The organism is Ancylobacter sp. FA202 (assembly GCF_000380205.1).
Lineage (GTDB): Bacteria > Pseudomonadota > Alphaproteobacteria > Rhizobiales > Xanthobacteraceae > Ancylobacter.
Window position 1 is genome coordinate 3606081 of record NZ_KB904818.1, and the last position, 22613, is coordinate 3628693.

Annotated in this window: 23 protein-coding genes; 11 read left to right on the top strand and 12 right to left on the bottom strand. The window is 68.8% G+C overall.

All coding sequences use genetic code 11. The annotated features are described in order from the left end of the window. Nucleotide 1: 1 nt before the first annotated feature. Nucleotides 2-595: a protease inhibitor Inh/omp19 family protein gene (locus tag A3M1_RS0116495; protein ID WP_018390098.1), complete on the bottom strand. Its 594-nt coding sequence runs from the start codon at nt 593-595 to the stop codon at nt 2-4. 316 nt (nt 596-911) lie between these two features. On the opposite strand from A3M1_RS0116495, the gene A3M1_RS0116500 reads away from it, so the two are divergent. Then, complete coding sequence (locus A3M1_RS0116500) at nt 912-1682, top strand: SDR family NAD(P)-dependent oxidoreductase (protein WP_018390099.1); 771 nt, start codon at nt 912-914, stop codon at nt 1680-1682. A gap of 95 nt (nt 1683-1777) precedes the next feature. On the opposite strand, the gene chrA is transcribed toward A3M1_RS0116500, so the two are convergent. Beyond that, nucleotides 1778-2992: a chromate efflux transporter gene (gene chrA / locus A3M1_RS0116505; protein WP_198291137.1), complete on the bottom strand. Its 1215-nt coding sequence runs from the start codon at nt 2990-2992 to the stop codon at nt 1778-1780. A gap of 66 nt (nt 2993-3058) precedes the next feature. After that, a complete protein-coding gene (locus tag A3M1_RS0116510) occupies nt 3059-3925 on the bottom strand; it encodes a LysR substrate-binding domain-containing protein (protein ID WP_018390101.1) in 867 nt (288 codons plus the stop codon). A gap of 238 nt (nt 3926-4163) precedes the next feature. Here A3M1_RS0116510 and A3M1_RS0116515 point away from each other — a divergent pair, with 238 nt between their 5' ends. Further along, on the top strand, nt 4164-5171 hold the full coding sequence (locus A3M1_RS0116515; RefSeq protein WP_018390102.1) for a DMT family transporter: 1008 nt from the start codon (nt 4164-4166) through the stop codon (nt 5169-5171). Between the two features lie 103 nt (nt 5172-5274). Beyond that, a complete protein-coding gene (locus A3M1_RS0116520; RefSeq protein ID WP_018390103.1) occupies nt 5275-5613 on the top strand; it encodes a rhodanese-like domain-containing protein in 339 nt (112 codons plus the stop codon). 173 nt (nt 5614-5786) lie between these two features. On the opposite strand, the gene A3M1_RS0116525 is transcribed toward A3M1_RS0116520, so the two are convergent. Together A3M1_RS0116525 and A3M1_RS0116530 are read right to left on the bottom strand one after the other, a co-directional pair. Beyond that, nucleotides 5787-7166 carry a transaminase gene (locus tag A3M1_RS0116525; RefSeq protein ID WP_018390104.1) on the bottom strand — a complete coding sequence of 460 codons (1380 nt, stop codon included), beginning with the start codon at nt 7164-7166 and terminating at the stop codon, nt 5787-5789. A gap of 69 nt (nt 7167-7235) precedes the next feature. Continuing rightward, nucleotides 7236-8615 (bottom strand): aspartate aminotransferase family protein, encoded by a 1380-nt coding sequence (locus tag A3M1_RS0116530; protein ID WP_018390105.1) that lies wholly within the window; start codon nt 8613-8615, stop codon nt 7236-7238. Between the two features lie 242 nt (nt 8616-8857). Between A3M1_RS0116530 and A3M1_RS0116535 the strand changes: the two genes are divergently transcribed. Both A3M1_RS0116535 and A3M1_RS0116540 read left to right on the top strand, forming a co-directional pair. Continuing rightward, on the top strand, nt 8858-10267 hold the full coding sequence (locus A3M1_RS0116535) for a glutamine synthetase family protein (RefSeq protein ID WP_371258754.1): 1410 nt from the start codon (nt 8858-8860) through the stop codon (nt 10265-10267). 115 nt (nt 10268-10382) lie between these two features. Next, on the top strand, nt 10383-11492 hold the full coding sequence (locus A3M1_RS0116540) for a polyamine ABC transporter substrate-binding protein (protein WP_018390107.1): 1110 nt from the start codon (nt 10383-10385) through the stop codon (nt 11490-11492). Between the two features lie 290 nt (nt 11493-11782). On the opposite strand, the gene A3M1_RS27090 is transcribed toward A3M1_RS0116540, so the two are convergent. Continuing rightward, nucleotides 11783-11908 carry a hypothetical protein gene (locus A3M1_RS27090; protein WP_018390108.1) on the bottom strand — a complete coding sequence of 42 codons (126 nt, stop codon included), beginning with the start codon at nt 11906-11908 and terminating at the stop codon, nt 11783-11785. A 315-nt stretch (nt 11909-12223) separates the two neighbouring features. Between A3M1_RS27090 and A3M1_RS0116550 the strand changes: the two genes are divergently transcribed. The 6 genes from A3M1_RS0116550 to A3M1_RS0116575 all read left to right on the top strand — a co-directional run bounded on the left by A3M1_RS0116550 (nt 12224) and on the right by A3M1_RS0116575 (nt 16779). Continuing rightward, nucleotides 12224-12643, top strand: a complete 420-nt coding sequence (locus A3M1_RS0116550) for a hypothetical protein (protein ID WP_018390109.1) — start codon at nt 12224-12226, stop codon at nt 12641-12643. Nucleotides 12644-12797: 154 nt separating this feature from the next. Then, nucleotides 12798-13301, top strand: a complete 504-nt coding sequence (locus tag A3M1_RS0116555; RefSeq protein ID WP_018390110.1) for a DUF3833 family protein — start codon at nt 12798-12800, stop codon at nt 13299-13301. 47 nt (nt 13302-13348) lie between these two features. Then, entirely contained in the window at nt 13349-13738 is a 390-nt protein-coding gene (locus A3M1_RS0116560; RefSeq protein WP_018390111.1) for a hypothetical protein, read from the top strand. Between the two features lies 1 nt (nt 13739). Beyond that, entirely contained in the window at nt 13740-15107 is a 1368-nt protein-coding gene (locus A3M1_RS0116565) for an MFS transporter (protein WP_018390112.1), read from the top strand. Nucleotides 15108-15175: 68 nt separating this feature from the next. After that, nucleotides 15176-16093, top strand: coding sequence for an aldo/keto reductase (locus A3M1_RS0116570; protein WP_198291138.1), 918 nt, complete (start codon nt 15176-15178; stop codon nt 16091-16093). Then, complete coding sequence (locus tag A3M1_RS0116575) at nt 16093-16779, top strand: DUF6064 family protein (RefSeq protein ID WP_018390114.1); 687 nt, start codon at nt 16093-16095, stop codon at nt 16777-16779. The genes A3M1_RS0116570 and A3M1_RS0116575 overlap by 1 nt, the downstream gene beginning before the upstream one ends. Before the next feature lie 7 nt (nt 16780-16786). Here the strand turns inward: A3M1_RS0116575 and A3M1_RS0116580 are convergent, their stop codons facing one another. From A3M1_RS0116580 to A3M1_RS0116605, 6 genes are all read right to left on the bottom strand, one after another. After that, nucleotides 16787-17692, bottom strand: a complete 906-nt coding sequence (locus A3M1_RS0116580) for a lipid A biosynthesis lauroyl acyltransferase (protein ID WP_018390115.1) — start codon at nt 17690-17692, stop codon at nt 16787-16789. Between the two features lie 27 nt (nt 17693-17719). Further along, on the bottom strand, nt 17720-18742 hold the full coding sequence (locus tag A3M1_RS0116585) for a zinc-binding dehydrogenase (protein WP_018390116.1): 1023 nt from the start codon (nt 18740-18742) through the stop codon (nt 17720-17722). A gap of 112 nt (nt 18743-18854) precedes the next feature. Beyond that, a complete protein-coding gene (locus A3M1_RS0116590) occupies nt 18855-19634 on the bottom strand; it encodes an SDR family NAD(P)-dependent oxidoreductase (RefSeq protein ID WP_018390117.1) in 780 nt (259 codons plus the stop codon). Continuing rightward, nucleotides 19604-20884 carry a beta-ketoacyl-ACP synthase gene (locus A3M1_RS0116595; protein WP_018390118.1) on the bottom strand — a complete coding sequence of 427 codons (1281 nt, stop codon included), beginning with the start codon at nt 20882-20884 and terminating at the stop codon, nt 19604-19606. The genes A3M1_RS0116590 and A3M1_RS0116595 overlap by 31 nt, the downstream gene beginning before the upstream one ends. A 40-nt stretch (nt 20885-20924) precedes the next feature. Further along, a complete protein-coding gene (locus tag A3M1_RS0116600) occupies nt 20925-22109 on the bottom strand; it encodes a beta-ketoacyl-ACP synthase (RefSeq protein ID WP_018390119.1) in 1185 nt (394 codons plus the stop codon). Then, a complete protein-coding gene (locus A3M1_RS0116605) occupies nt 22102-22608 on the bottom strand; it encodes a 3-hydroxyacyl-ACP dehydratase FabZ family protein (protein ID WP_018390120.1) in 507 nt (168 codons plus the stop codon). The genes A3M1_RS0116600 and A3M1_RS0116605 overlap by 8 nt, the downstream gene beginning before the upstream one ends. Nucleotides 22609-22613 lie beyond the last annotated feature (5 nt).

Here is a 22613-nt window from a genome sequence, read left to right on the forward strand (position 1 = left end):
ATCAGGTGCGGGTGAGCGTCACCTTGGCGCCGTCGCCGGTGGCGACGCCATCATACTGGCCGGCGCCAGCGGGCTGCAGACGCGCCGTGACCTTGCCGACATGGTTCTGCAGGACGATTTCGTTGCCCCACACATCCCAGCCCTTGGTCATGAAGATATCGTTCGGGCAATCGACATCGGCGGTGGCGGCAAAGCCGGACATCCCGCGATCGGTCGAGAGCGTGACCTTGCAGGTCTTCTGGCCTTCGTCCCAGCTAAAATTCCAGGTGCCAGCCAGCTGAGTGCGGGCCGCGCCCGGCTCGGCATAGGCGACGCCGCCCGGGGCTGTGGCCGGCGGCGGGGCGAGCGCGACCTGCGAGGCCCGCGTCGGCGAGGTCGGCGTGACGGCGGCGGCGGCGGTGGCGGCCGTAGCGCCATAGGTCGTCGGGGCCGGCGCGGCGACGGGCGAGCTTTCCACCGAGCCCGAGGGCGCCGGGGTGATCTGGCTGGTTTCGACCGGATTCGGTGCCTTGTCGCCGAACCCGTCGAGCACAGTGCTGCAGCCGCCCAGAAGCAGGGCGGTTACGGACGTGATGACGACGGCGGTGCACTTCATCGGCGCTGTACCCCTTGCCCGGCAAAACCCGCCGGACATCTCCTGAAATCCTACACGGCGCAAGGCCGTTTGCGGCATTCGCACTTTCCCTGCCGCCCGCCCTGTTTCCCCGGGGAAGATGGCATCAGCGTGACCCCAACGCCCAACGGCGCCGCCACGGCTTACCCAAGGCGACATTTGGCGCGGTTATGCTCAATGAAAGCTTAACGCCTCGGCCCTCACGCGCAACAGCGGCATGTCGTGGCTCCTCCCGCATCGCCCGTTCAGTTTTGCCGCAAACTGTTCTATGTGCGTTGCAGCGAAAAGGAGCTGCGCCATGTACCAGATGCTGGATCCCGCCACCCTGCGTGTCCTTGTCACCGGAGCCACCTCCGGTATCGGCGCTGCTACCGCCCGGCGCTTCGCGCTGGCGGGCGCCCGCGTCGTCGGCACCGGACGCCGCGCCGACCGGCTGATCGCGCTGCGCGATGAACTTGGTGGCCATTTCCATCCGCTCGAAGTGGATGTGCGAGACAATGACGCGCTGGTGGCGGCGCTGGCCGGCGTGCCGGAGGCCTTCGCCCCGTTCAACGTGGTGTTCGCCAATGCGGGCCTGGCGCTCGGCCTGGAGCCGGCCCAGGCGGCCAGCCTCAAGGACTGGGACGACATGGTCGAGACCAACATCAAGGGGCTGCTCTACACCATCCGTGCGACGCTGCCGGCCATGGTGGAGGCCAAGGAGGGGCATGTGCTGTTCACCGGCTCGGTGGCCGGCGACTATCCCTATCCCGGCGGCAACACCTATGGCGCGACCAAGGCTTTCGTGAAGCAGTTCGCGCTGAACCTGATTTCCGATGTCGCCGGCACCGGCGTGCGCGTCACCAATATCGAGCCGGGCATGGTCGAGACCGAGTTCTCGCTGGTGCGCTTCCATGGCGATGCCGCCAAGTCGGAGAACGTCTATGCCGGCACCGAGGCGATGACCGCCGAGGACATCGCCGAGCAGGTGTTCTTCGCCTCCACCCTGCCGCGGCGCGTCAACATCAACCGCATCCAGGCCTTCGCCACCTGCCAGAGCTTCTCCCCGTTCAAGGTCTCGCGCGGCTGAGGCGGGGGGCGGCGCCGCTCTTTGGAGAAGAAGGGCGCCGCCCAGGGCGGCGGCGCTTTTAGAGGAGAATGGCGCCGCCCAGGGCGGCGGCGCTTTTAGAGGAGAATGGCGCCGCCCAGGGCGGCGCCGGCGACCACGGCCCAGGCCGGCACCCGCCACAGCGCCAGCGCCAGATAGGCGAGCAGGGCCAGCGCTAAGGCGCGGCCCGAGGTGAGGCTTGACGTGATCACCGGGTCCCACAGCGCCGCGCCGAGCAGGCCGACCACGGCGGCGTTGACCCCGGCGAGGCCATCGCGCACCCGCCGGTTCGCCGCCAGCCGGGTCCAGAAGCGCAGCGCCGCATAGACCAGCAGCGCCGAGGGCAGGAACGCCGCTACCAGCGCCAGCAGCCCGCCGGCCACGCCATGGGGCGGCACCGGCATCATCGCGCCGACATAGGCGGCGAAGCTGAACAGCGGCCCCGGCACGGCCTGCGCCGCGCCGTAGCCGGCGAGGAATACCTCGCGCGTCAGCCCGCCGGGCCGCACCAGCTCCGCCTCGATCAGCGGCAGCACCACATGGCCGCCGCCAAACACCAGCGCTCCGGCGCGGTAGAGCGTGTCGAACAGTTCGACGCCGGCGCTGCCGGTGGCCTGCGCCAGCAGCGGCAGGCCGACGAGCAGCAGGGCGAACAGCGCGAAAGCAATGAGCGAGGCGGTCCGGCCTGGCAGGTAATGCCCGCCGGGTTCGCGCACCGCCGCGCCGTCCAGCCGGATGAAGGCGAGGCCGGCGAGAGCGCCGCCGACGATGATGCCGATCTGGCCGAGGGAACCGGGCACCAATGCTGCCACTGCCGCCGCGACAAGGGCGAGGCTGCGGCGCGGCCGATCGGGGCAGAGGTTCTTCGCCATGCCGAGCACCGCATCGGCGACAATGGCGACCGCCGCCACCTTCAGGCCATCCAGCCATCCACCGCCAATGCCGGCGGCATCGGCATGCATGACGCCATAGGCGAAGGCGAGCATGAGCAGCGCCGAGGGCAGGGTGAAGCCCAGCCACGCCGCCGCCATGCCGGCCGGCCCGGCGCGCATCAACCCCACTGCCATGCCGACCTGGCTGGAGGCCGGGCCGGGCAGGAACTGGCAGAGCGCGACGAGGCTGGCATAGCTCTCCTCGCTCAGCCAGCGGCGCCGCTTCACCAGATCGTCGCGGAAGAAGCCCAGATGCGCCACCGGCCCGCCGAACGAGGTGAGGCCGAGACGCAGAAATGCGAGGAACACCTCGACCGGTGTTCCTTTATCGGTAGGGACAGGCGCTGGTTCATCGCTCATGGCGCAGCACTAGCGCGCCGCCCGCGGCGCTGCATGTGAATTTTCGATGACGCGCGGAGGTGGCCTTCAGGCGGCTTCCACCACCGGCATGGCGAGCGCCGTGCGCAGCATGTCGGCGAGGCGGCGGGCGGCGGAGGAGGCGGCGGGGGCGAGGAACAGAGCCACCTCGATATCCGGCAGCGGCGGCAGCCCTTCGGCCGGGCCGAGCCGGCGCCAGTCCGCCGGCGCGGCGCATTCCGGCAGGGCGGTGATGCACAGGCCGGTCTCGATCGCCGCGTGGATGCCGCCCTGCGAGGAGGAAGTGCAGGCCACGCGCCAGCTCAGCCCGGCCTTGTCGAGGCTGGAGGCGATGTGCGGGCGGGCGCGGCAGCCGGTGGGAAACAGCGCCAGCGGCAGCGGCGAATTGCGCTCGGGCCGGTAGCCGCGCGCCGCCAGCCAGAGCAGCTTCTCGCGCTTGATCAGTTCGCCGGTCGGCCGGGCGCTGTCGCGGGTCAGCAGCGCCACGTCGATATGGCCGCGATCGACCTCGGGCTCGATATGCTTGGAGAGATCGGCGCGGATGGAAATCTCGACGCGCGGATAGGCGGCGGCGAAGCGGGCGATGGTGGGGGTGAAATAGGCATCGACATAATCGTCCGGCATGCCGACGCGGACGCTGCCCTCCGGCGTGCCGCCCTTGAGATCGGCCAGCGCCTCGCTCTCATAGGCCAGCAGCCGGCGCGCATGGGCAACGAGGCGCTCGCCGGTCTCGGTGAGCGAGATGCCACGCCGCGAGCGCTCCAGCAGCCGCACGCCGAGATTGTCTTCGAGCTGGGCAATGCGGGCGGAGACCGCCGACTGGGTGCGCCCGACACGCTCGGCGGCCGCCGTGAATCCGCCCGTGTCGACGATGGCGATCAGCATGCCAAGCGATTCGGTGTCGAGATGTCGCATCGCGCCCTCCGGTCCGCCGGATGAGGATTTGTCGCGCTTTGCCGCGCGAGCGGCTTTCATATCAGAAACCATGATGGAATGACAAAATAAACTCGCTTTCGCGATTTCAATCGGCGCGTTAGACAGGCTGGCCTGAGCCGGGCCTGCTGATTCAAGCCCGCCAGCGCCGGCCTGCGCGCCGGTCGCGGCCCGGGCCCCATGCCTCGCCCTCCGCCTTTTGCACCTGTCGAGTTCGGCAATGTCTCCGCCCCCTGCCGCCGTGATCGAGCCGTCGCTCATCATTCTCCCCGATGCCGCCCCGTCCGTGGTCCGCGATACGCAGATGCGGCGTCAGGCGTTTTTCGCGGTGGTGATGGCGGCGATGTGCATCGGCTTCTCGGCGCCGCTGGTGCGGCTCGCCGATGCCGGGCCGGCGGCGATCGGTTTCTGGCGCCTGTTCTTCGCCCTCGGGCCGGCCATGGTGTGGGCCTATGCCGAGCATCGCTCCCGGGCTCACCAGGCGCGCCGTGCCGGCGCCACGGCGCTGCGCCCTTCGCTGCGGCAGGTGCTGCTGGCGATGCTGGCCGGCGTGTTTTTTGGCGCCGACCTCATCGTGTTCCACAAGGGTCTGGCCCTGACCAGCACCGCCAATGCGCTGCTGCTCGGCAATCTCGCCGTGGTGTTCGTGTTCCTTTTCGGCTGGCTGATCCTGCGTGAGCGGCCGACCCGTGGGCTGCTGATCGCGCTGGCGCTGGCGCTGACCGGAACCTTCATCATCATCGGGTCGAGCGCGGCAGGCGGCGGCGCTTCCGGGGCTCGGCCCGTGAGCGTGATCGGCGACCTGCTCTGCGTCGGCGCGGCGCTCGCCTATGCCGCCTATATGCTGGCGACGCGCGCGGTGCGCCGGGCCGGGCGCGGCGATGCGGTGCCGCTGGGCGGGGGCATGGTGTCGCTGATCGCCAGCGCGACAGGCGCCGTGGTCTGCCTCGCCTGGGCGGTGGCGGCGGGTGAGGTGCTTGTTCCGCAGTCGCTGCAGGGTCTGCTGGCGGTGATCGGGCTCGGCCTGATCCCCCATGCCACCGGGCAGGGGCTCGCGACCTTCGCGCTCGGCCGGCTACCGGCGGGCGTGATCTCGGTGGTACTGCTGCTGCAGATCGTCGTCGGCGTCGCGCTTGCGGCGCTGCTGTTCGGCGAATTCCCCTCGCTGGTCGTTCTCGCCGGCGGGCTGCTGGTGGTCGCTGGTGTCACCACGGCGCGGCCAGGCTGAACGGGAGCGGGCTCGGCAGACCTAACGCGGCGGGGCTCGCGAGGCATACTTGCGCGAAGGGGCCGGCGGGACTACCTCGTTCAGGCACTCAAGGAGCACGACGATGCAGCCCAATCCGTTCGGTGGCGTGATCGAGAATCTGACGGTCGAGGAGGTCAGGGCCGGCCTCGACGACGGCACCATCCTTCTCGTCGATGTGCGCGAGCCGAACGAGCTGGCCGCCGAGCGCATTCCCGGCGCGGTGGAGTTTCCGCTGTCGACCTTCGATGCGGCCGCGCTGCCGGACCCCGGCGACAAGACTCTGGTTTTCTCCTGCCGGTCCGGCCAGCGCTCGCAGAAGGCGGCAGCGGCGGCCCAGGCGGCCGGCTTCGACCTTCACCGCCACATGGCGGGCGGCATTCTCGCCTGGAAGGATGCGGGCTTCCCGACCGATAAGGGCTGAGCGCGCGTCGGGCAAAGCCCGACAGGAGCTGAGGCAACGTCGGGCCAAGCCCGACAGGAGCTGAGGCAACGTCGGGCCAAGCCCGACAGGAGCTAAGGCAACATCGGGCCGAGCCGGGTAGGGCTGAACCAGCGTCGGGCCGGTCCGTTCGGTGTGCCGCACGGGCGGGGCGGCTATTCCGTCAGCCGGCCCACTACCTGCGCCGTGGCCTCGATCAGCCGCTCGACCTGCGCCTCCGTCGTCGCGGGTGAGGCCAGCATCATGTCGTGGAAGGGCGAGATCAGCACGCCGCGCACCAGCAAAGCGAGGTGGGTGGTCGCCTCCAGCGCGGGGTAATGCGCCCCCTTGGCCTGCCGCCCGTCGCTGAGGGGGAAGGGCGCGCGCACCACTTCCACCCGCGCGCCGCAGCGGGCGATATGCCAGGGCAGGCGGGCGTCGGCCAGCACCTGCGCCAGCCCCACTTCCATGCGGTCGGCGAGGCGGTTCATCTGCGCATAGGCCGGCTCGGTGGCGACCTCTTCCAGATTGGCGCGCAGGGCGGCGAGCTGGAGCGGGCTGCCCGAAAGCGTCGTGCCCATGCCGGAATGGCCATCAGGCCGGTTGATGCGGGCGGTGCGGAAGCGCTCCGCCACCTCCCCGGTCATGCCCCAGACTGCGGCGGGAATGCCGCCGGCCACCGCCTTGCCGGCGACGAACATGTCCGGCTCCAGCCCGTAGGCGCGGGTATAGCCGCCCGGGCCGGTCGAGAGCGTGTGGGTCTCGTCAATCAGCAGCAGCGAGCCGTGGCGGCGAGTGATTTCGCGCAGCCCCTCGTGAAAGCCGGGCTGGGGCAGCACCATGGCGCAATTCGTCATGACCGGCTCGGTGATGACGCAGGCCACCGTGCGGTCGGCCAGCGCCGCCTCCAGCGCGTCGAGATCGTTGAACGGCACGACGCGGGTGAGCTTGGAAAGGTCGCGCGGCTCGCCCATCAGGGCCGGGCGGTTGCCGACACGCCCGTCCGGCCCGATCTCGACGAAGGTCTCGTCCACCGCGCCGTGATAGGCGCCATCGAAGACAAGGATGCGCGGGCGCCCGGTGGCGGCACGGGCGGCGCGCAGGGCGAAGCGGTTGGCGTCGGTGGCGGTGGTCGCGATCTGCCAGTAGGGCAGGCCGAAGCGTTCGCTCAGGAGGTCGCCGACACGGGCGGCATCCGGGCTCGGCAGCATGGTCGCGAGGCCGGCCGTCGCCTGCCGCGCGAGAGCCCGCGCCACCGGGGCCGGCCCATGGCCGAACAGCGAGGCGGTGTCGCCCAGGCAGAAATCGTCATAGCCATGGCCGTCGACATCGATCAGCCGGGCGCCGCTGGCCTCGGCGATGACCAGCGGCACGGGGGTCGACCAGTCGACCATCCAGTGCATCGGCACGCCGTCGAGCAGATGCGCGGCAGCCTCGGCGGCGGCGCGCGTCTTCGGGCGGGTGCCGAGATAGAGCGCTTCCGCCTCCGCCCGCAGCGCGGCGGTGCGGGCCGGGCTGACGCCCGGTCCATCGCTTATCGAGGTGACGGCATTCATGTCCGGGCTCGCGCGAGTTGTACCTGCCGGCGCATATAAGCACGTTTCCGTGCCGGGTGGGGGGCTGCGCTAACGCACCCAGCCCCAGCGCTTGAGCTCGGCGAAGGTCTCGTCCAGCGTCTTGCGCACGCGGGCGACCAGTTCGTCGCACTCCTCATGCGAGATGATGAGCGGCGGGGCGATGATCAGCCGGTCGCGCACGGCGCGCATGACGAGGTTGTTCTTGAACGAGAAGTCCCGCGCCAGCGTGCCGGCCTTGCCGACATCGGGGAACTTGGTGCGGCCGGCCTTATCAGGCGTCAGCTCCAGCGCGCCGACAAGGCCCATCATCGGCGCCTCGCCCACCAGCGGGTGCTCGGCCAGCGCGCTCCAGCGGGCCTTGAGATAGGGGCCGACATCATTGGCGACGCGGCCCACCAGGTCCTCGCGCTGCATGATGGCGAGATTGGCCAGCGCGGCGGCGCAGGCGGCGGGGTGGCCGGAATAGGTGTAGCCATGGTTGAAGTCGCCGCCTTCATGCAGCACTTCCGCCACCCGATCGGCCACCATCACCCCACCGAGCGGCATGTAGCCTGAGGTGATACCCTTGGCCATGACGAGAATATCCGGCTCGGTGCCGAAGCTCTCGCAGCCGAACCAGCTGCCGGTGCGCCCGAAACCGCAGATCACCTCGTCGGAGATGAACAGGATGTCGCGCTCGCGGCAGATGCGGGCCACTTCCGGCCAGTAGCTGGCGGGCGGGATGATGACGCCGCCGGCGCCCTGGATCGGCTCGGCGATGAAGGCGGCGATGCGGTCCTCGCCCATGGCGTCGATGGTGGCTTCCAGCGCGCGGGCGGTGCGCAGGCCGAATTCCTCCGGCGTCTCGCCCTGGCGGGCCTCGCCCCAGAAATAGGGCTGGGCGATGTGCAGGATGTCGGGAATGACCGCGCTCTGCCCATGCATCGGCGCCATGCCGCCCAGGCTGCCGGCGGCGACGGTGGAGCCGTGATAGGCGTTGCGGCGGGAGATGATGATCTTCTTCTCCGGCTTCTCCTTGATCTGGAAGAAGCGGCGGACCAGCTTGATCACCGTGTCGTTGGATTCCGAGCCGGAGCCGGTGAAGAACACCTTGTTGAACTGCGGCGGGGTCAATTCGGCGAGCTTGGCCGACAGCTCGATGGCCGGCCGGTGCGTGGTCTTGAAGAAGGTGTTGTAATAGGGCAGCTCGCGCAGCTGCGCCGCCACCGCCTCAACAATCTCCTCCTGCCCATAGCCGACATTCACGCACCAGAGGCCGGACATGCCGTCGAGGATGCGGTTGCCGTCGGAATCGGTCAGCCAGACACCTTCCGCCTTGACCACGATGCGCGAACCCTCCTCGTTCAGCGTCTTCATGTCGCTGAACGGGTGGAGGTGATGGGCCGCATCGAGCGCGCGCAGCTCGGCCGTGGATTTGGGCAGGGTCATCTGTCGCTTCCTATCCCGCTACGTCTTCCCGGCCGGCGCGGCGCAGCGCATGGTCCGGGAGGACGGAAAACCTGCCTGCACAATGTGATCACATTTTGCGTGCGTCAAGTCGTCCGGCGTGGCAGAACTGCCGCCGCACGGTACGGGAGGCCGGCAGCTTCCAGCCCAGCGCGGGCGGGCGGCTTGACCGATACCCCCGCACCATGCGCAGATTTGACGTATCGACGTTTACTAGGTGGATCATGCCATTGCCCGAAGCCGTGGAAGACGCCACGGCCGCTGCGCGCGAAACCGTCCCGCAGATCGATGAATTCGGCGCCTATGTCGCCGCCAACGGCGCGCCCGAAATTGTCGAGGTTCTGCTGCCCGACACGCATGGCGTGCTGCGCGGCAAATGGATTCCCGGCGGGGCGGGGGGCAAGATCTGGGGCGACGGCGTCGCCATCCCGCTCTCCATCTTCGGCCTCGACATCTGGGGCCGAGAGGTCGAGGAAACCGGCATCCATATCGAGACCGGCGACCGCGACGGCATGTGCCGCCCGGTGGCAGGCACGCTGAAGCCGGTGCCATGGTCGCCGCGCCCGGCGGCGCAGGTGATGCTCTCCATGTATGAGCCGGACGGGCGGGGCGGCGAGCGGCCGTGGGATCTCGATCCACGCCACAAGCTGGAGGCGCAGGTGAAGCGCCTCGCGGCGCTGGGGCTCACCCCCTGCGTCGCCTTCGAGCTGGAATTCTACCTGATGAAGCCGGCGCCCGGGCCGAACGGCGTGCCCGAGCCGGTGTTTCCCGCCTCTGTGGGCGGGCCGGCGCGTCAGAACATGTATTCAATGTCCGACCTCGACGCCTATGCGCCGCTGCTGCACGATGTGCGCGAGGCTGCCCGCATCCAGGGGCTTCCGGCCGACACGGTGATCTCCGAGGCGGCGCCGGGGCAGTATGAGGTCAACCTCTATCACCGCCGCGACCCGATGGCGGCGGCGGACGACGCGATCCTGCTGCGCCGTCTGATCGACGGCGTGGCCCGCAAGCATGGCGTGCGCGCCAGCTTCATGGCCAAGCCCTTCCTCGATTTCGCCGGCTCGGGGATGCATGTGCATGTGAGCCTGACCGATGACGAGGGCCACAACGCCTTCGGCGCCGGCGAGGCGGGCGAGCGCCTGCTGCGCCAGTGCGCGGCGGGGCTGCTCGACACCATGGCCGACACCGCCGTGCTCTATGTGCCGAGCTATAACGGTTTCCGCCGCCTGGTGCCCGGCAGCTACGCCCCCACCAGCATCTCCTGGGGCTATGATAACCGCGCGGTGGCGGTGCGGGTGCCGAACGGGCCGCCCAAGGCGCGCCGGCTGGAGCACCGCATCGCCGGCGCCGACGCTCATCCCCATCTCGTGCTGGCGGCGATCCTCGCCGGCATGCTGGAAGGCATCGAGCGCGCGCTGGAGCCGCCGCCGCCGCTGACCGGCAATGCCTATGAGCAGGAGGCGCCGCATCTGTCCTACGACATGGGCGAGGCGATCCGTGCCTTCGGCCGCTCCGACTTCGTGGCGCGGGCGTTCGGGGCGGAATATCAGCGCGTCTTCGCCATCATGAAGGAGGCGGAACTCACCGCCTTTGAGCGGCGGATCAACCCGCTGGAGTATGAGACCTATTTGTGAGCCAAGCCGGGTTTGTGAGCACGGTGACGGCTTGAGCCGAGGCGATCGACGCTCTAGCCTTGGCCTGACGTGGTTTGCGTTCCACCCAAGAAACCCACTTCCCGAGGAGAATAGGATGTCTCGCCTCCTGACGACCATCGCGGCAGGCCTGTTGACCGCGCTGGCGATTGCGCCGGCCTCGGCACAGGACAAGGTCGTGAACGTCTACAACTGGTCCGACTATATCGACGAGTCGGTACTGGAGGCCTTCACCAAGGAAACCGGCATCAAGGTCCGGTACGACGTCTTCGATTCCAACGAGGTGCTCGAGACCAAGCTCCTCGGCGGCAAGACCGGCTATGACGTCGTGGTGCCGACGGGCTCCTTCCTGCAGCGCCAGATCCAGGCCGGCGTGTTCCTGAAGCTCGACAAGGCCAAGCTGCCGAACCTGCAGTACCAGTGGCCGCTGATCGCCGACCGCCTCGCCGTCTATGATCCCGGCAACCAATACGCCGTGAACTATATGTGGGGCACCACCGGCATCGGCATGAATGTCGACAAGGTGAAGGAGCGCCTCGGCGACATCCCGCTCAACAGCTGGGACATCTTCTTCAAGCCGGAAATCCTCGGCAAGCTCAAGGACTGCGGCGTCTATGTGCTGGACGGCCCGGAAGAGGTGATCCCGACCGCGCTGCGCTATCTCGGCAAGGATCCGAACTCCAAGGACCCGAAGGATATCGAAGCGGCCGGCAAGCTGCTGGCGCCGATCCGTCCCTTCATCCGCAAATTCGACAGCTCGGGCTATATCAACGCGCTGGCCGGCGGCGACATCTGCATCGCGCTCGGCTGGTCGGGCGACGTGTTCCAGGCCAAGGCCCGCGCCGAGGAAGCCGCCGAGAAGACCGGCAAGCCGGCGGTCAACATCGAGTACGTCATCCCGAAGGAAGGCGCGTTGATGTGGTTCGACAATTTCGCGATCCCGAAGGATGCTCCGCATCCGGACGAGGCGCTGGCCTTCATCAACTACATGATGAAGCCTGAAGTGGCGGCGAAGAACTCCGACTTCATCTCCTACGCCAACGGCAACCTCGAATCGCAGAAGTTCATCGACAAGGCGATCCTCGACAACCCGGCGATTTACCCGGACAAGGAGACGCTGGAGAAGCTGTTCACCGTCACCACCTATCCGCAGAAGGTGCAGCGCGTCGTCACCCGCACCTGGAGCGACTTCAAGCGCGGCAAGTGAGCTGCCGATAGGCGGCGCTGCCAGCTGATGGAAAAGGCCGGGCTCGCGCCCGGCCTTTTTATTGAGGCGCGGCAGTGTGGAGGGGCGGCGCCATTCTCTCGTCGCGCATCCTGCAACGGAGCGCGAGGCGTCCAATGCTGCAGGTCTGCGCCTGATGGGACCCCGAGCGGCCCTCCGTCAGGGGGCCTCGCCTGATCGACAAGAGATGGCTCTGCGGCCAAGCGCCAGAGCATTTTAAAGCTATGAAGGTTGAGCGCTTTCCGCTGAAACTCAACCTGATCGGAAGTGCCTTAGCCGATCTGCTCGATGATGATGGCGCGGATCTGCTCGCGCGTGAGACCGCAGGGCTCCGGCTTCCACTCCGGGCTGGAGCGGATGATGGCGGGCGCGGGCGGGGTAAGCTTGTGAGTACGCATAAATCCTCTTGGCCGCTTCGACCCTTGGTCGGCGGCTGACGCTGTTGCGTCGATGTGTGAGTAAAGAAAAAGCCCTGCATCTTGATGATGGGGCCGGCCGCATGAGCGACGATGGATGACTTACCGCGCCAATGCGTCACGATTGAGGCGGAGCGGCGCCGTCTCCGAAAAAGCGCCTCGCCCATGTGCGGTGTCTCGTCGAACCCGGACCCTGGAGGACGGCAGAGGAATGTAAGGGTAAACTTCCGCAACGGCTCCGGCTATTGTGATGGTCCGTGCCCTGCAATCGATGGGGCGATGCTGTATGCGGCACCTATGAACAAACCCGCCCCCGTGCCGCCCGCCGTCAATCGTCTGCTCTATGGAGCGGCGTTCGCCTGCGTGCTCGTCATCGTGGTTTTCTCCCTGCTTCCCGCGCAGGAGATGCCGCGCACGGGCATTCCCGACGGCACCGACCATTTCATCGCCTATTGGGGAACCGGTGGCCTGATGGCGCTGGCCTTCCGGGGACGCGGCGCGGTGCTGGTGCTCGCGGGTCTTGCCTTGGTCGGGCTTGGCGGCCTGATGGAGGTGCTGCAGCAGCTCGCACCCGGCCGCAGCTCGACCTGGAGCGACTTCCTCATGAGCGGCGGCGGGGCGCTTGCCGGGCTTCTGATGGGGACCGTGGCGGCCCGCATCATCAGCCATCTGCGCCGCCAGCACAGCGGGCGCCTCGGCAGCGTGTCCGCCTCCTAGGCCCAAGGCCTTCAGCGCCTTTGCCGGGTCGGGGAAACCCTGCGACGGCGTGCGCCCGCCCGTCGACGACGTGGCCGTCGCCTCGCGACCGATGCCGCCATCTGATCCACCGCCGCCGAGCCCGCGTAATCGGAGCAAAGCTGTGGAGACTTCAATGATCAGAACGCTCCTTTTTACCGGCCTGTTCGCCTTTGTCGGGCTCGGCGCGCCGTCGGCTCAGGCCAGGGATCTGGTGCTCGAACAGTTCTTTGCTGGCCGGACCGTCGCGGAGGGCACCTTTTCCGCCATCAACGGCGTGAAGCGGGCCTTCACCGTCGATCTCGACGGCCGCTGGAACGGGCATGTGCTCACTTTGGTCGAGGAGTTCCGCTTCGCCGACGGCGAGACGGACCGCAAGACCTGGCGGTTCGAGAAGCTGGGGCCCGGCCGTTATCGCGGCACACGCGAGGATGTGCGGGGCGAGACGCAGGTGAGCGTGAAGGGCGATACCGCGACCTTCAGCTATCTCGTCGACCTTGATCCCGGCGCGGAGGAGAACCTCGTGCGCTTTCACGACCGGATGGTGCTGCGCGGCGACGGCACCGTGCTGAACACCGCCTGGGTCACCAAGTTCGGCTTCCCCGTGGCGCTGACACGGGTCGAGTTCCGGCGCCCCTAGCCGGGCCCCACCAACCGCGTTCCCCTCGACATTTCCGGAGGACATCCATGCGCCCCCATGTGACATCCGCTTCGATCGGACTGCTTCTCGCTCTCGCGGCGGTGCCGGCCGTCGCCGAACCCCTGAGCGGCCCCGAGATCAAGGACAGGATCGGCGGCGAGCTGGTGCGGCTGAGCACCCCCTATGGCCTCACCCTGCCGCTGGTCTACCGCGATGACGGCGTCGTCTCCGGCGATCTCTCCGGTTTCTCGATCGGCGCCCTGCTGGCCCCGCGCGAGGAGGGGCGCTGGTGGGTGAAGGACGATCGGCTCTGCCAGAAATGGCCGAGCTGGTATGACGGCCGCACCCATTGCTTCACCATCACCTCGCTCGGGCCGGACAAGATCGCCTGGACGCGCGACGACGGCTTGGCCGGCACCGCCGAAATGGGCCGCTGACATGGCACGCCCGCAGGCGCCGGCCCTTCCTGCCTGGCGCCTCGCGCTCTATGCCCTGCCGGCGCTGCCGCTCGCCGCACTGGCGCTGCCCTTCTATGTGATCGTGCCCAGCTTCTACGCCGAGGCGCTCGGGCTCTCGCTCGCCTCGGTCGGCACCGCCCTGCTGGCGATCCGTATCCTCGACGCCGTTGCCGACCCGATTCTCGGCTGGGCCTCGGACCGCCTCACCCCCGCCATGGGGCGGCGGCGGGCGCTGATGCTGGTGGCGACGCCGGTCACGGCGATCTCGGCCTTCATGGTATTCTGGCCCGGCGCGGGTGCCGGCATTGGCTATCTGGTCCTGTGGGGGCTCGGGCTCTCGCTCGGCTACACCGCTCTCAGCCTTGCCTACACCGCCTGGGGCGCGGAGATCAGCGCCGATTATCGCGGCCGCGCCCGGGTGGTCGCCGCGCGCGAGGCGGTGACGCTTCTGGGCACGCTGCTTGCCATCGCGCTGCCCTTCGCGGTCGGGCTCGGCGTCGGCGCGGCGGGCTTCCATGGGCTTGCGGCGATGGGCGTATTCGTGCTGATCGCTCTGCCGCTCGCCAGCCTCGCCTGTGTCGCCGGCGTGCCGGAGCCGACGGACCGCACCCGCGAGCGGCTTGGCCTGCGTGCCGGGCTGCGCCATCTCAGCGCGAACCGGCCCTTTCTGCGGTTGGTCGTCGCCTTCCTGCTCAACGGCATCGCCAACGCCATTCCCGCCACGCTGTTTCTCTATTTCGTGGCGGACCGAATCGGTGCCGCCGCGCTGCAGGGGCCGCTGCTCTTTCTCTATTTTCTGTGCGGGGTGGCTGGTCTACCGCTGGCACTGCGCTGCGCCGGCCGGTTCGGCAAGCACCGCGCCTGGTGCGGCGCGATGGCGGTGGCCTGCCTCGTCTTCGCCAGCGCCGGCTGGCTCGGGCCGGGCGATGTCGTGCCCTTCGCGCTGATCTGCGCCTTCACCGGCCTGTTGCTCGCCTTCGACGTGGCGCTGCCGCCAGCGATCCAGGCCGATGTGATCGACGTCGACACTGCCGCCTCCGGCGAGCAGCGCTCGGGGCTCTATTTTGCGCTCTGGGCCCTTGCCACCAAACTGGCGCTGGCGATCGCGGTGGGCGTCACCTTCCCGCTGCTGGACTGGGTCGGCTTCAAGCCCGGCGACGGGGCGCCCTCGGCGGAAGCCGGCGCGGCGCTGGCCATGCTCTATGCGTGGGTGCCGATTCCGGCCAAGCTGGCCGCCATCGCCCTGATGTGGGGATTTCCGCTCGACGAGGCGGCGCAGGCGCGGTTGCGCCGGCAAATCGACGCCGGCGCGGCGCCGGCGGTTGTCTCCCCCCGCACGCAGGTGTGATCCGCCCCGCCGGTGGACGCGCGAGGATATGACCTTAGGTCAGAGACCGTAGCGGACGGGGGAGACGGGTGGCACTCACGCGCAGAGATCTGATGGCGACGGCGGCGCTGGGCGCCGCCATGCTCGCTTTGCCGCCGGGGCGGGCGCTGGCCCAGCCGGCGCCGCTGGCCCGGGCGATTCCCTCTTCCGGCGAACGAATGCCGGCGGTGGGGCTCGGCAGCTGGATCACCTTCAATGTCGGCAATGATCCGGCCTTGCAGGCGGAGTGCACCGCCGTCATGGCGGCGTTCTTCGCCGGCGGCGGGCGGATGATCGACAGCTCGCCGATGTATGGCTCCTCGCAGGCGGTGATCGGTCGCGGCCTCGCCGCGCTGGGGCGCCCGGATGCGCTCTTCGCGGCGGAAAAGGTCTGGACCTCGTCGGGCGCGAATGGCCCCGCGCAAATCGATGAGACGCGACGCCTCTGGGGCGTGGAACGCTTCGATCTCCTGCAGGTGCACAATCTGCTGGGCTGGGAGGCGCATCTCGACTCGCTCTTCGCGATGAAGGCTGCCGGCCGGCTGCGCTATGTCGGCATCACCACCTCGGAGGGGCGGCGCCATGATCTGGTCGAGCAGATCATGGCGCGCCAGCCGATCGACTTCGTGCAGCTGAGCTATAACCCGGTCGACCGCGAGGCCGAGCAGCGCCTGCTGCCGCTCGCCGCCGAGCGCGGGATCGCGGTGATCGTCAACCGGCCCTTCCAGCAAGGCGCCCTGACGCGGCGGCTCGACCGTGCGCCGCTGCCCGACTGGGCCGGCGAGATCGGCGCGACGAGCTGGGCGCAGTTGATCCTGAAATTCATCCTGGCGGAGCCTGCCGTCACGGTCGCCATCCCCGCCACCACCCGCGTCGACCATGTGCGCGAGAACCTCGCCGCCGCCAGCGGCCCGCTGCCCGACCGGGAGCTGCGCGGGCGCATCGCCGCGCATCTCGGCGCGCTGTGATGGGGCCATGGTCGACCTATCGGCTGGACGACTTCCTGCTGTTCTCGCCCCGGGTCTATTGGCGCCTGTTCGAGGCTGAGAACGCGGCGCTGTGGCCGCTGCATCTGGCGACGACGCTGGCAGGGCTGGCGCTGGTGGGGCTGAGCCTGCGCCGGCCGGGCCGGGCGATGGTCTGGACCGGGCTCCTCCTCGCGCCGCTCTGGGCCTTCGTCGCCTGGTCGTTCCTGCTGCAGCGCTATGGCGGGATCAACTGGGCCATGGACTATGCCGCGCCGGCCTTCTTCGTGCAGGCCCTGCTGCTGCTCGCCGCCGCCCTGATGCCGGGCGGCCCGGCCCTGGGGCGACTTGATGCCATCGGCAGGGCCGGACTGGGACTGGCCCTCGCCGGGCTACTGCTCTATCCCGCGCTTGCCCTCGCCTCCGGCCGCCCCTGGGCGGGTGCGGAGGTGTTCGGCATCGCGCCCGATCCGACCGTGCTGGTGACGCTCGGCTTTCTGCTTATGGCGCGGGGGCGATGGCTCGTCCTCCTGCTGCCGATTCCGCTGCTGTGGTGCCTGTTCAGCGGCCTCACCTTGCTGGCGATGGGGGAAGCGCAGGCATGGCTGCTTCTGGCGAGCACCGGGCTGGCCGCGCTGCTGGCGACGCTGAGACTGATGCGGCTAGGGGCGCGGGCTGTCCGGGAATAAGGCCGGCCTACTTCCGCCAGCGCTTGTAGAACCAGGTCCACTGCTCGGGGTGCTCGCGCACCCAACCTTCGACCACCGAGGTGATCATCTGCATGGCCCCGTCCACGTCGATCTTGCCATTGCCATCGCGCGGCAGGTTGAGGGCAGGCGTGCACTGGATGCGGAAGCGCCCTTCCGGCAGGCGGATCACCCGCACCCCGTGCACCGGGCACTCATAGAGCCGGGCGAGGCGGGCAATGGTGGGGTTGGCCGAGCAGGGCTGGCCGAAGAACTGCACGGTGGGCCCGCCCCGGCGCGCCTGATCCACGAGAATGCCGAGATGCTTGCCCTGGTCGAGCACGGCGGCAAGCTCGAACACCGCCACATGCGAGGCGGCCACGAGATTGCCCATCACCCGGCTGCGGGCCTCGAACAGCAGGTCGGCGAAGAAGGAATTGTCCGGCGCACGGAACAGCACCGCGCTGTCCAGCCCCTGCGCGGCGGCGGCGATGGCCGGCAGCTCCCAGTTCGCCAGATGCGCGGTGAACACCAGCGCCGGCTTTCCGTCGATCCGCATGGCGACGAAATTGGAGACGCCCGTGGTCTCGATCCGGCTCTTGGCCGGCTCCCACATATTGTACTGCCAGATGCGGTCGAGATGGACGAACTCGCCGCCCATGCGGCCGAGATTGTCCCACATGCCGATCGCGATCGCTTCGCGCTCCGCCTCGGTCTTCTCAGGATAGGCGAGCCGCAGATTCTTCAGGGCGGTGCGGTGGATCGAGGTGCGTGGGCCGATCTTGCGCGCCCAGAAGCCGCCGGCCCAAGAGGCGAAGCGCGGCGTTTGCAGGCGCATCGCCCCCGCCAGCGCCCACACGCCGGTCGAGAGGGCGGCATCGCGCAGGCGGGTGGTCCAGGGGCGGGGCGCGCTCATCGCGGATATGGCTCGAACCTCGCGCCTTTAGAAGGTGATGACCACCTTGCCGAACACACGCCGTGTCTCCAGCCGCTCCAGCCCGGCGCCGAACTGCTCCAGCGGGAATTCGGAATCGATCACCGGCAGGACGCCGCGCTCCATCCGCTTCAAGCCGTCGGCGATGGCGCGAATCGGCGCGCCAAACGAGCCGATGATGCGGTACTGGCGCTGGAACAGCTGCATCAGGTTCATGTTCACCGACACGCCCGAGGTCGAGCCGCAGGTGACGAGGCGGGCGCCCGGCTTCATCGACAGCAGCGAGCCGTTCCACGTCTCGGCGCCGACATGCTCGAACACCACGTCGACACCCTTCTTCTTGGTGATCTTGCGCACCTCGTGCTCGAAGCGGTCGGTCTTGTAGTTGATGACGTGGTCGGCGCCGAGCGCCAGCGCCTTGGCGCATTTCTCGTCGTCGCCCGCCGTGGTGATGACGGTGCAGCCGATCTCCTTCGCCATGCGGATCGCCACCGTACCGATGCCGGAGCCGGCGGCATGGACCAGAATGGTCTCGCCCGGCTCAAGCTTGGCATTGTCGAACAGCATGTGCTCGACGGTGGAGAAGGTGACGGGGGCGGTGGCGGCGTCGGTCCAGGAGATGCCGTCCGGGATCGGCACGCACAGGCGTTCCTTGATGTTGAGCTGGTCGCGGGCGAAGCCGTCGACATGGAAGCCCATCACGCCGGCGACCTCTTCGCAGAGATTGTCGCGGCCCTGCCGGCACATCTTGCACTGGCCGCAGGTGAGCGCGCCATACATCGCGACCTTCGAGCCCGGCTTGAAGCGGGTGACGCCCTCGCCGATGGCGGTGACTTCGCCCACCGCTTCGGCGCCCACCACCAGCGGCATCTTGCGCTTGGCGAAGGCCATGCCGCGCCAGCCCCACACGTCGATGTGGTTCAGCGCCAGCGCCTTGACGTTCACCTGCACCTCGCCCGGTTCCGGCGCGCCGGGTGCGGGCAGGTCGGTGAGGATCAGTTCGCGGTCGGAGACCAGCTGAAGCGCGCGCATGAACAACTCCGGGCAGGCGGCGGCGGCATCTCACCGTCCCGTTGCCCGGGTGTATACGGACAAGGGGCGGGCACGGATGGCGTCCGCGCAAGGACGAGGGTGGATAGCGAAATCAGCGCTGTATGGCTAGTGCGGCGGTGAGCCCGCCATCCACCGGCAGGGTCGCGCCGGTGACATAGGCGGCGCCGGGGGAGAGCAGAAAGGCGACCACCGCCGCTACATCCTCCGGCGCGGCGAAGCGGCCGGCGGGGATCTGCTTCTCGACATTGGCGCGGTAGGCGGCATAGGGCGCCAGCATCGCCGTGTCGACGAAGCCGGGGGCGACGACGTTGGCCGTCACGCCGCGCCGGGCGCTCTCGATGGCAAGCGTGCGGCAATAGCCGGCCAGTGCGGCCTTGGAGCCGGCATAGATGGCGTTGCCGGCATTGGCGACATCGGCGGCGATGGAGCCGATAGCGACGATCCGCCCGGCCCGGGCCCGCGTCATCGGCCGCACCAGCGCCCCGACCAGCTTCACGAAGGACCAGTAATTCACCTGCATCAGTTGCTCGGCGCGGTGCTGGTCGACCAGCGCCGCCAGCGTGTCGTAGCTCATGCCGGCATTGTGGATGAAGCCGAAATAGGTCGGCTCCTCGGCGAGGACGGCCGCGAAAGCCTCCACCGCGCCTTTGTCGGCGAGATCGAGCGTGCGCGCCTCGACACGGGCGTCCGGCTTCTCCGCCTGGATCGCAGCGATCAGCGCCTGCGCCTCGGCCTCCGCCGTGCGGACGGTGAAGACGACCTCGAAGCCCGCCAGCGCCAAGGCGCGCACGATGGCCGCGCCGACGCCGCGCCCGCCGCCGGTGACAAGGACGCGCTGGCTCACGCCGGCGCGCCCGTCAGGATCAGGCACACATTCTGCCCGCCAAAGCCGAAGGAGTTCGACATCACCCGCGTCACCGTCGCATCGCGCGCCACGTTCGGCACCACGTCGAGCGGGATGGCCGGGTCGGGCAGTTCGTAATTGATGGTCGGCGGGATGCGGCCATTGGCGATGGTCATCAGCGAGATCACCGCCTCGATGGCGCCGGCGGCGGTGAGCGTGTGGCCGATCATCGACTTGTTGGACGAGATCGGGATGCCGGTCAGCCGCTCGCCGAAGACGGCGCTCATGCCGGTGAACTCCATGCGGTCGTTCTCGGGCGTGGAGGTACCGTGGGCGTTGATGTAGTCGATGGCGTCCGGCTCGACGCCGGCATCGGCCAGCGCCCGGCGCATGCAGCCGATAACCGGCTTGGCGTCCGGCGAGGAGCGGGTGCGGTGGAAGCTGTCGGCCATCTCGCCGACGCCTTCGACCACGCCGAGGATCTTGGCGCCGCGTGCCAGCGCATGCTCCAGGCTTTCCAGCACCAGCGCGCCGGCACCCTCGGCGATGATGAAGCCGTCGCGGTTCTTGGCGAAGGGGCGCGAGGCGGCGCCCGGGTTTTCGTTATTGGTCGACAGGGCGGAGAGCAGCGAGAAGCGGATCAGCGCTTCCGCCGTCACCGAACCGTCGGTGGCGATGGAGAGCGCCGCGTCGCAGTCGCCGCGCCGGATCGCCTCGACGCCGAGCTGGATCGAGGTGTTGCCGGAGGCGCAGGCGGTGGACAGCGAGATCGGCTGTCCGCGCGTGCCGAAGCGGTCCGCCAGATGATCGGCGATCGAGCCATAGAGGAAGCGCTCGTGCCAGGCGTCGTGGCCATTGGCCTCGGCGGCGCGCAGCAGGTCGTCATAGGAGACGGCGGCATTGGGCGCGGCTTCCTGTGCCAGGATGCGGCGCTGGGGCCATTCCAGCTCGATCGGCGGCACGGCGCAGAACAGCGGGCCAGGGAAGGCACCCTTGGTACCGATGCCGGATTCGGCAATCGCCTCGTCCGCCGCCAGCGTCGCCAGTTCCTCGGAGAGGTCGGGAGCGGTGCTCTTGCTCTTGGGCAGATAGTCGACCGTGCCGGCGATGGTGGTGCGCATCCCGTCGATCGGGAAGCGGGTGATGCGATGAATTCCGGACATGCCGGAAGTCAGCTTCGCCCAATTGTCCTGTTTGCCCTGACCCAGCGAGGTGACGAGCCCCATGCCGGTGACGACGACGATCGGCCGGCCGGCCTTGTCGGTATAGGAAGCCATGATCTGCTCCTCGGAAGCGGCGTGCTTCCGCGTGGTGGGGTCAGTCGGCGCGCTCGACCAGCGCGACGCCTTCCCCACGCCAATGCCCCACTGCGGTGACGATGGCACGGGAAAGCGGGCCATCGAAAGGCTTTTCCAGCGTTTCGCCGTCGAGCGGCGCGAAGAGCCGGCCTTCGGCGACGCTGAGCGCGGCCAGCGCCAGTGCCACCGGCATCTGCGCTTCCAGCCCGTGGCCGACACGGTCGGTCACCGAGCGCACCGGCAGGCCGGAGCGAGCGAGCACCGCGGCTTCCGCCTGCGTCGGCTCGGGCGCGCCGGAGGCGGCGGAGAACACGGCGGTTTCGCCATCGGTGCCGGCGCCGGCGGTCTTCAGAAGCTCTTCCAGCACCGCCTCGACAGCGCCGGGCTCGTTGCGCCGGGCGCGCTCGGACCAGACGCCGGAGAGCTTGGCGATCGGCTTGGCGCCGCGCGCCGTGGCGTGCTCGGGCGATTCCAGCACCAGGAAGGCGCCAGCCGAGCCGGTCGGAACACCCTTCGGCTCCGCCAGCACCGGCGCCCAGGGGGCGTGCATGGCCAGGCGCTTGAGGGCGAAGAGCAGCAGCATGTCGCGCCGCTCGGCATTATAGGCGCCGCCCACCAGGGCGATCTCGCTGGTGCCGGCGGCAATGCGGGACCAGCCGATGCGGACCGCATCGGTGCCCGAGCTTTCCTCGCCCATGAAGGTGCGCGAGGAACCGGTGACGCCGTGCACGATCGAGATGTTGCCGGCGAGAAGATTGGAGAGCTGAGCCAGGAACAGCGTCGGGCGCAGGTTCGACTGCAGCTGCTCGTTGAGGAAAACCTCGGGGTTCGGCTGGTTCTCGATTTCGGTCAGGATGGCGCCGTCGACCGATTGGTCACGCTCGCCGCCGCCGGCCGCCACCACCATGTCGGTGGTGCCGAGAATGTCCTTGTCGCCCTTGATGCCGGCCGAATCCAGCGCGAGGCCGGCGGCATAGGTACCGATGCGCTGCCAGGGCTCCATCTGCCGCTGGTCGCCCTTCTTGGGGATCTGCGCATCGAAGCTGATCGGGGCCAGCGGGTGGACGACATAGGGGGCGAAGCCCGTCTCGTCGACCACCGGGCCGGTGCCGGAGGAAAGCGCCAGCCTATGAGCTTCCGGGCCTTCACCGAGCGAGGAAACAAGCCCGATGCCGGTGATCCAGACGTCGCGACGATTAGACATGCGTGAGATTTCCTGCGCGTTCCGCCGTGCCAATCACGGCGTCGCCCATCGGCATGCCGATGCGTTCGGCGGTGGAGAGCAGATAGCCGCGCAGCTCCGGGGCCGGGAAGGGCATGGTCTTGAGCGTCACGTCGGCATTGCAGACGAGCTTGCCGTCGACACGCCCTTCGGCCTTCAGCCGGGCATAGCCCGAGCCGTCATGTTCCAGGCGCGCGAACACGTCGATCACCTGGCCCGGCACCACGAAGGTCCGCAGCTTGCCCTTGTCGACCGAGGCGAGGAACGCCATGCGGTCGTAATTGTGCAGCCGAAGGAGCAGCATGCCGCAGCTCTGCGCCATGATTTCAAACAGCAGCACGCCCGGCAGCAGAGGATGACCCGGGAAGTGGCCTTCAAAGATCGGGCTCTCGCACGGGACAGTGTTGGCGGTCCGCAAGGTTCGAGCTTCAAGGTCGAGCTCGACCACCTTGTCGATCATTTGGAAATATTCGAGGCGCATCACCT

Excerpts from the sequence above, each read along its gene's own strand:
- A3M1_RS0116580 (WP_018390115.1), bottom strand. The coding sequence starts at position 17,692 with ATGAGCGCGCCCCGCCCCTGGACCACCCGCCTGCGCGATGCCGCCCTC.
- A3M1_RS0116530 (WP_018390105.1), bottom strand. The coding sequence starts at position 8,615 with ATGACCCTGCCCAAATCCACGGCCGAGCTGCGCGCGCTCGATGCGGCC.
- A3M1_RS0116535 (WP_371258754.1), top strand. The coding sequence starts at position 8,858 with ATGCCATTGCCCGAAGCCGTGGAAGACGCCACGGCCGCTGCGCGCGAA.
- chrA (WP_198291137.1), bottom strand. The coding sequence starts at position 2,992 with ATGAGCGATGAACCAGCGCCTGTCCCTACCGATAAAGGAACACCGGTC.
- A3M1_RS0116510 (WP_018390101.1), bottom strand. The coding sequence starts at position 3,925 with ATGCGACATCTCGACACCGAATCGCTTGGCATGCTGATCGCCATCGTC.
- A3M1_RS0116565 (WP_018390112.1), top strand. The coding sequence starts at position 13,740 with ATGGCACGCCCGCAGGCGCCGGCCCTTCCTGCCTGGCGCCTCGCGCTC.
- A3M1_RS0116515 (WP_018390102.1), top strand. The coding sequence starts at position 4,164 with ATGTCTCCGCCCCCTGCCGCCGTGATCGAGCCGTCGCTCATCATTCTC.
- A3M1_RS0116550 (WP_018390109.1), top strand. The coding sequence starts at position 12,224 with ATGAACAAACCCGCCCCCGTGCCGCCCGCCGTCAATCGTCTGCTCTAT.
- A3M1_RS0116560 (WP_018390111.1), top strand. The coding sequence starts at position 13,349 with ATGCGCCCCCATGTGACATCCGCTTCGATCGGACTGCTTCTCGCTCTC.
- A3M1_RS0116525 (WP_018390104.1), bottom strand. The coding sequence starts at position 7,166 with ATGAATGCCGTCACCTCGATAAGCGATGGACCGGGCGTCAGCCCGGCC.
- A3M1_RS0116555 (WP_018390110.1), top strand. The coding sequence starts at position 12,798 with ATGATCAGAACGCTCCTTTTTACCGGCCTGTTCGCCTTTGTCGGGCTC.
- A3M1_RS0116540 (WP_018390107.1), top strand. The coding sequence starts at position 10,383 with ATGTCTCGCCTCCTGACGACCATCGCGGCAGGCCTGTTGACCGCGCTG.
- A3M1_RS0116495 (WP_018390098.1), bottom strand. The coding sequence starts at position 595 with ATGAAGTGCACCGCCGTCGTCATCACGTCCGTAACCGCCCTGCTTCTG.
- A3M1_RS0116585 (WP_018390116.1), bottom strand. The coding sequence starts at position 18,742 with ATGCGCGCGCTTCAGCTGGTCTCCGACCGCGAACTGATCCTCACCGAC.
- A3M1_RS0116500 (WP_018390099.1), top strand. The coding sequence starts at position 912 with ATGTACCAGATGCTGGATCCCGCCACCCTGCGTGTCCTTGTCACCGGA.
- A3M1_RS0116595 (WP_018390118.1), bottom strand. The coding sequence starts at position 20,884 with ATGGCTTCCTATACCGACAAGGCCGGCCGGCCGATCGTCGTCGTCACC.
- A3M1_RS27090 (WP_018390108.1), bottom strand. The coding sequence starts at position 11,908 with ATGCGTACTCACAAGCTTACCCCGCCCGCGCCCGCCATCATCCGCTCC.
- A3M1_RS0116520 (WP_018390103.1), top strand. The coding sequence starts at position 5,275 with ATGCAGCCCAATCCGTTCGGTGGCGTGATCGAGAATCTGACGGTCGAG.
- A3M1_RS0116600 (WP_018390119.1), bottom strand. The coding sequence starts at position 22,109 with ATGTCTAATCGTCGCGACGTCTGGATCACCGGCATCGGGCTTGTTTCC.
- A3M1_RS0116605 (WP_018390120.1), bottom strand. The coding sequence starts at position 22,608 with ATGCGCCTCGAATATTTCCAAATGATCGACAAGGTGGTCGAGCTCGAC.
- A3M1_RS0116575 (WP_018390114.1), top strand. The coding sequence starts at position 16,093 with ATGGGGCCATGGTCGACCTATCGGCTGGACGACTTCCTGCTGTTCTCG.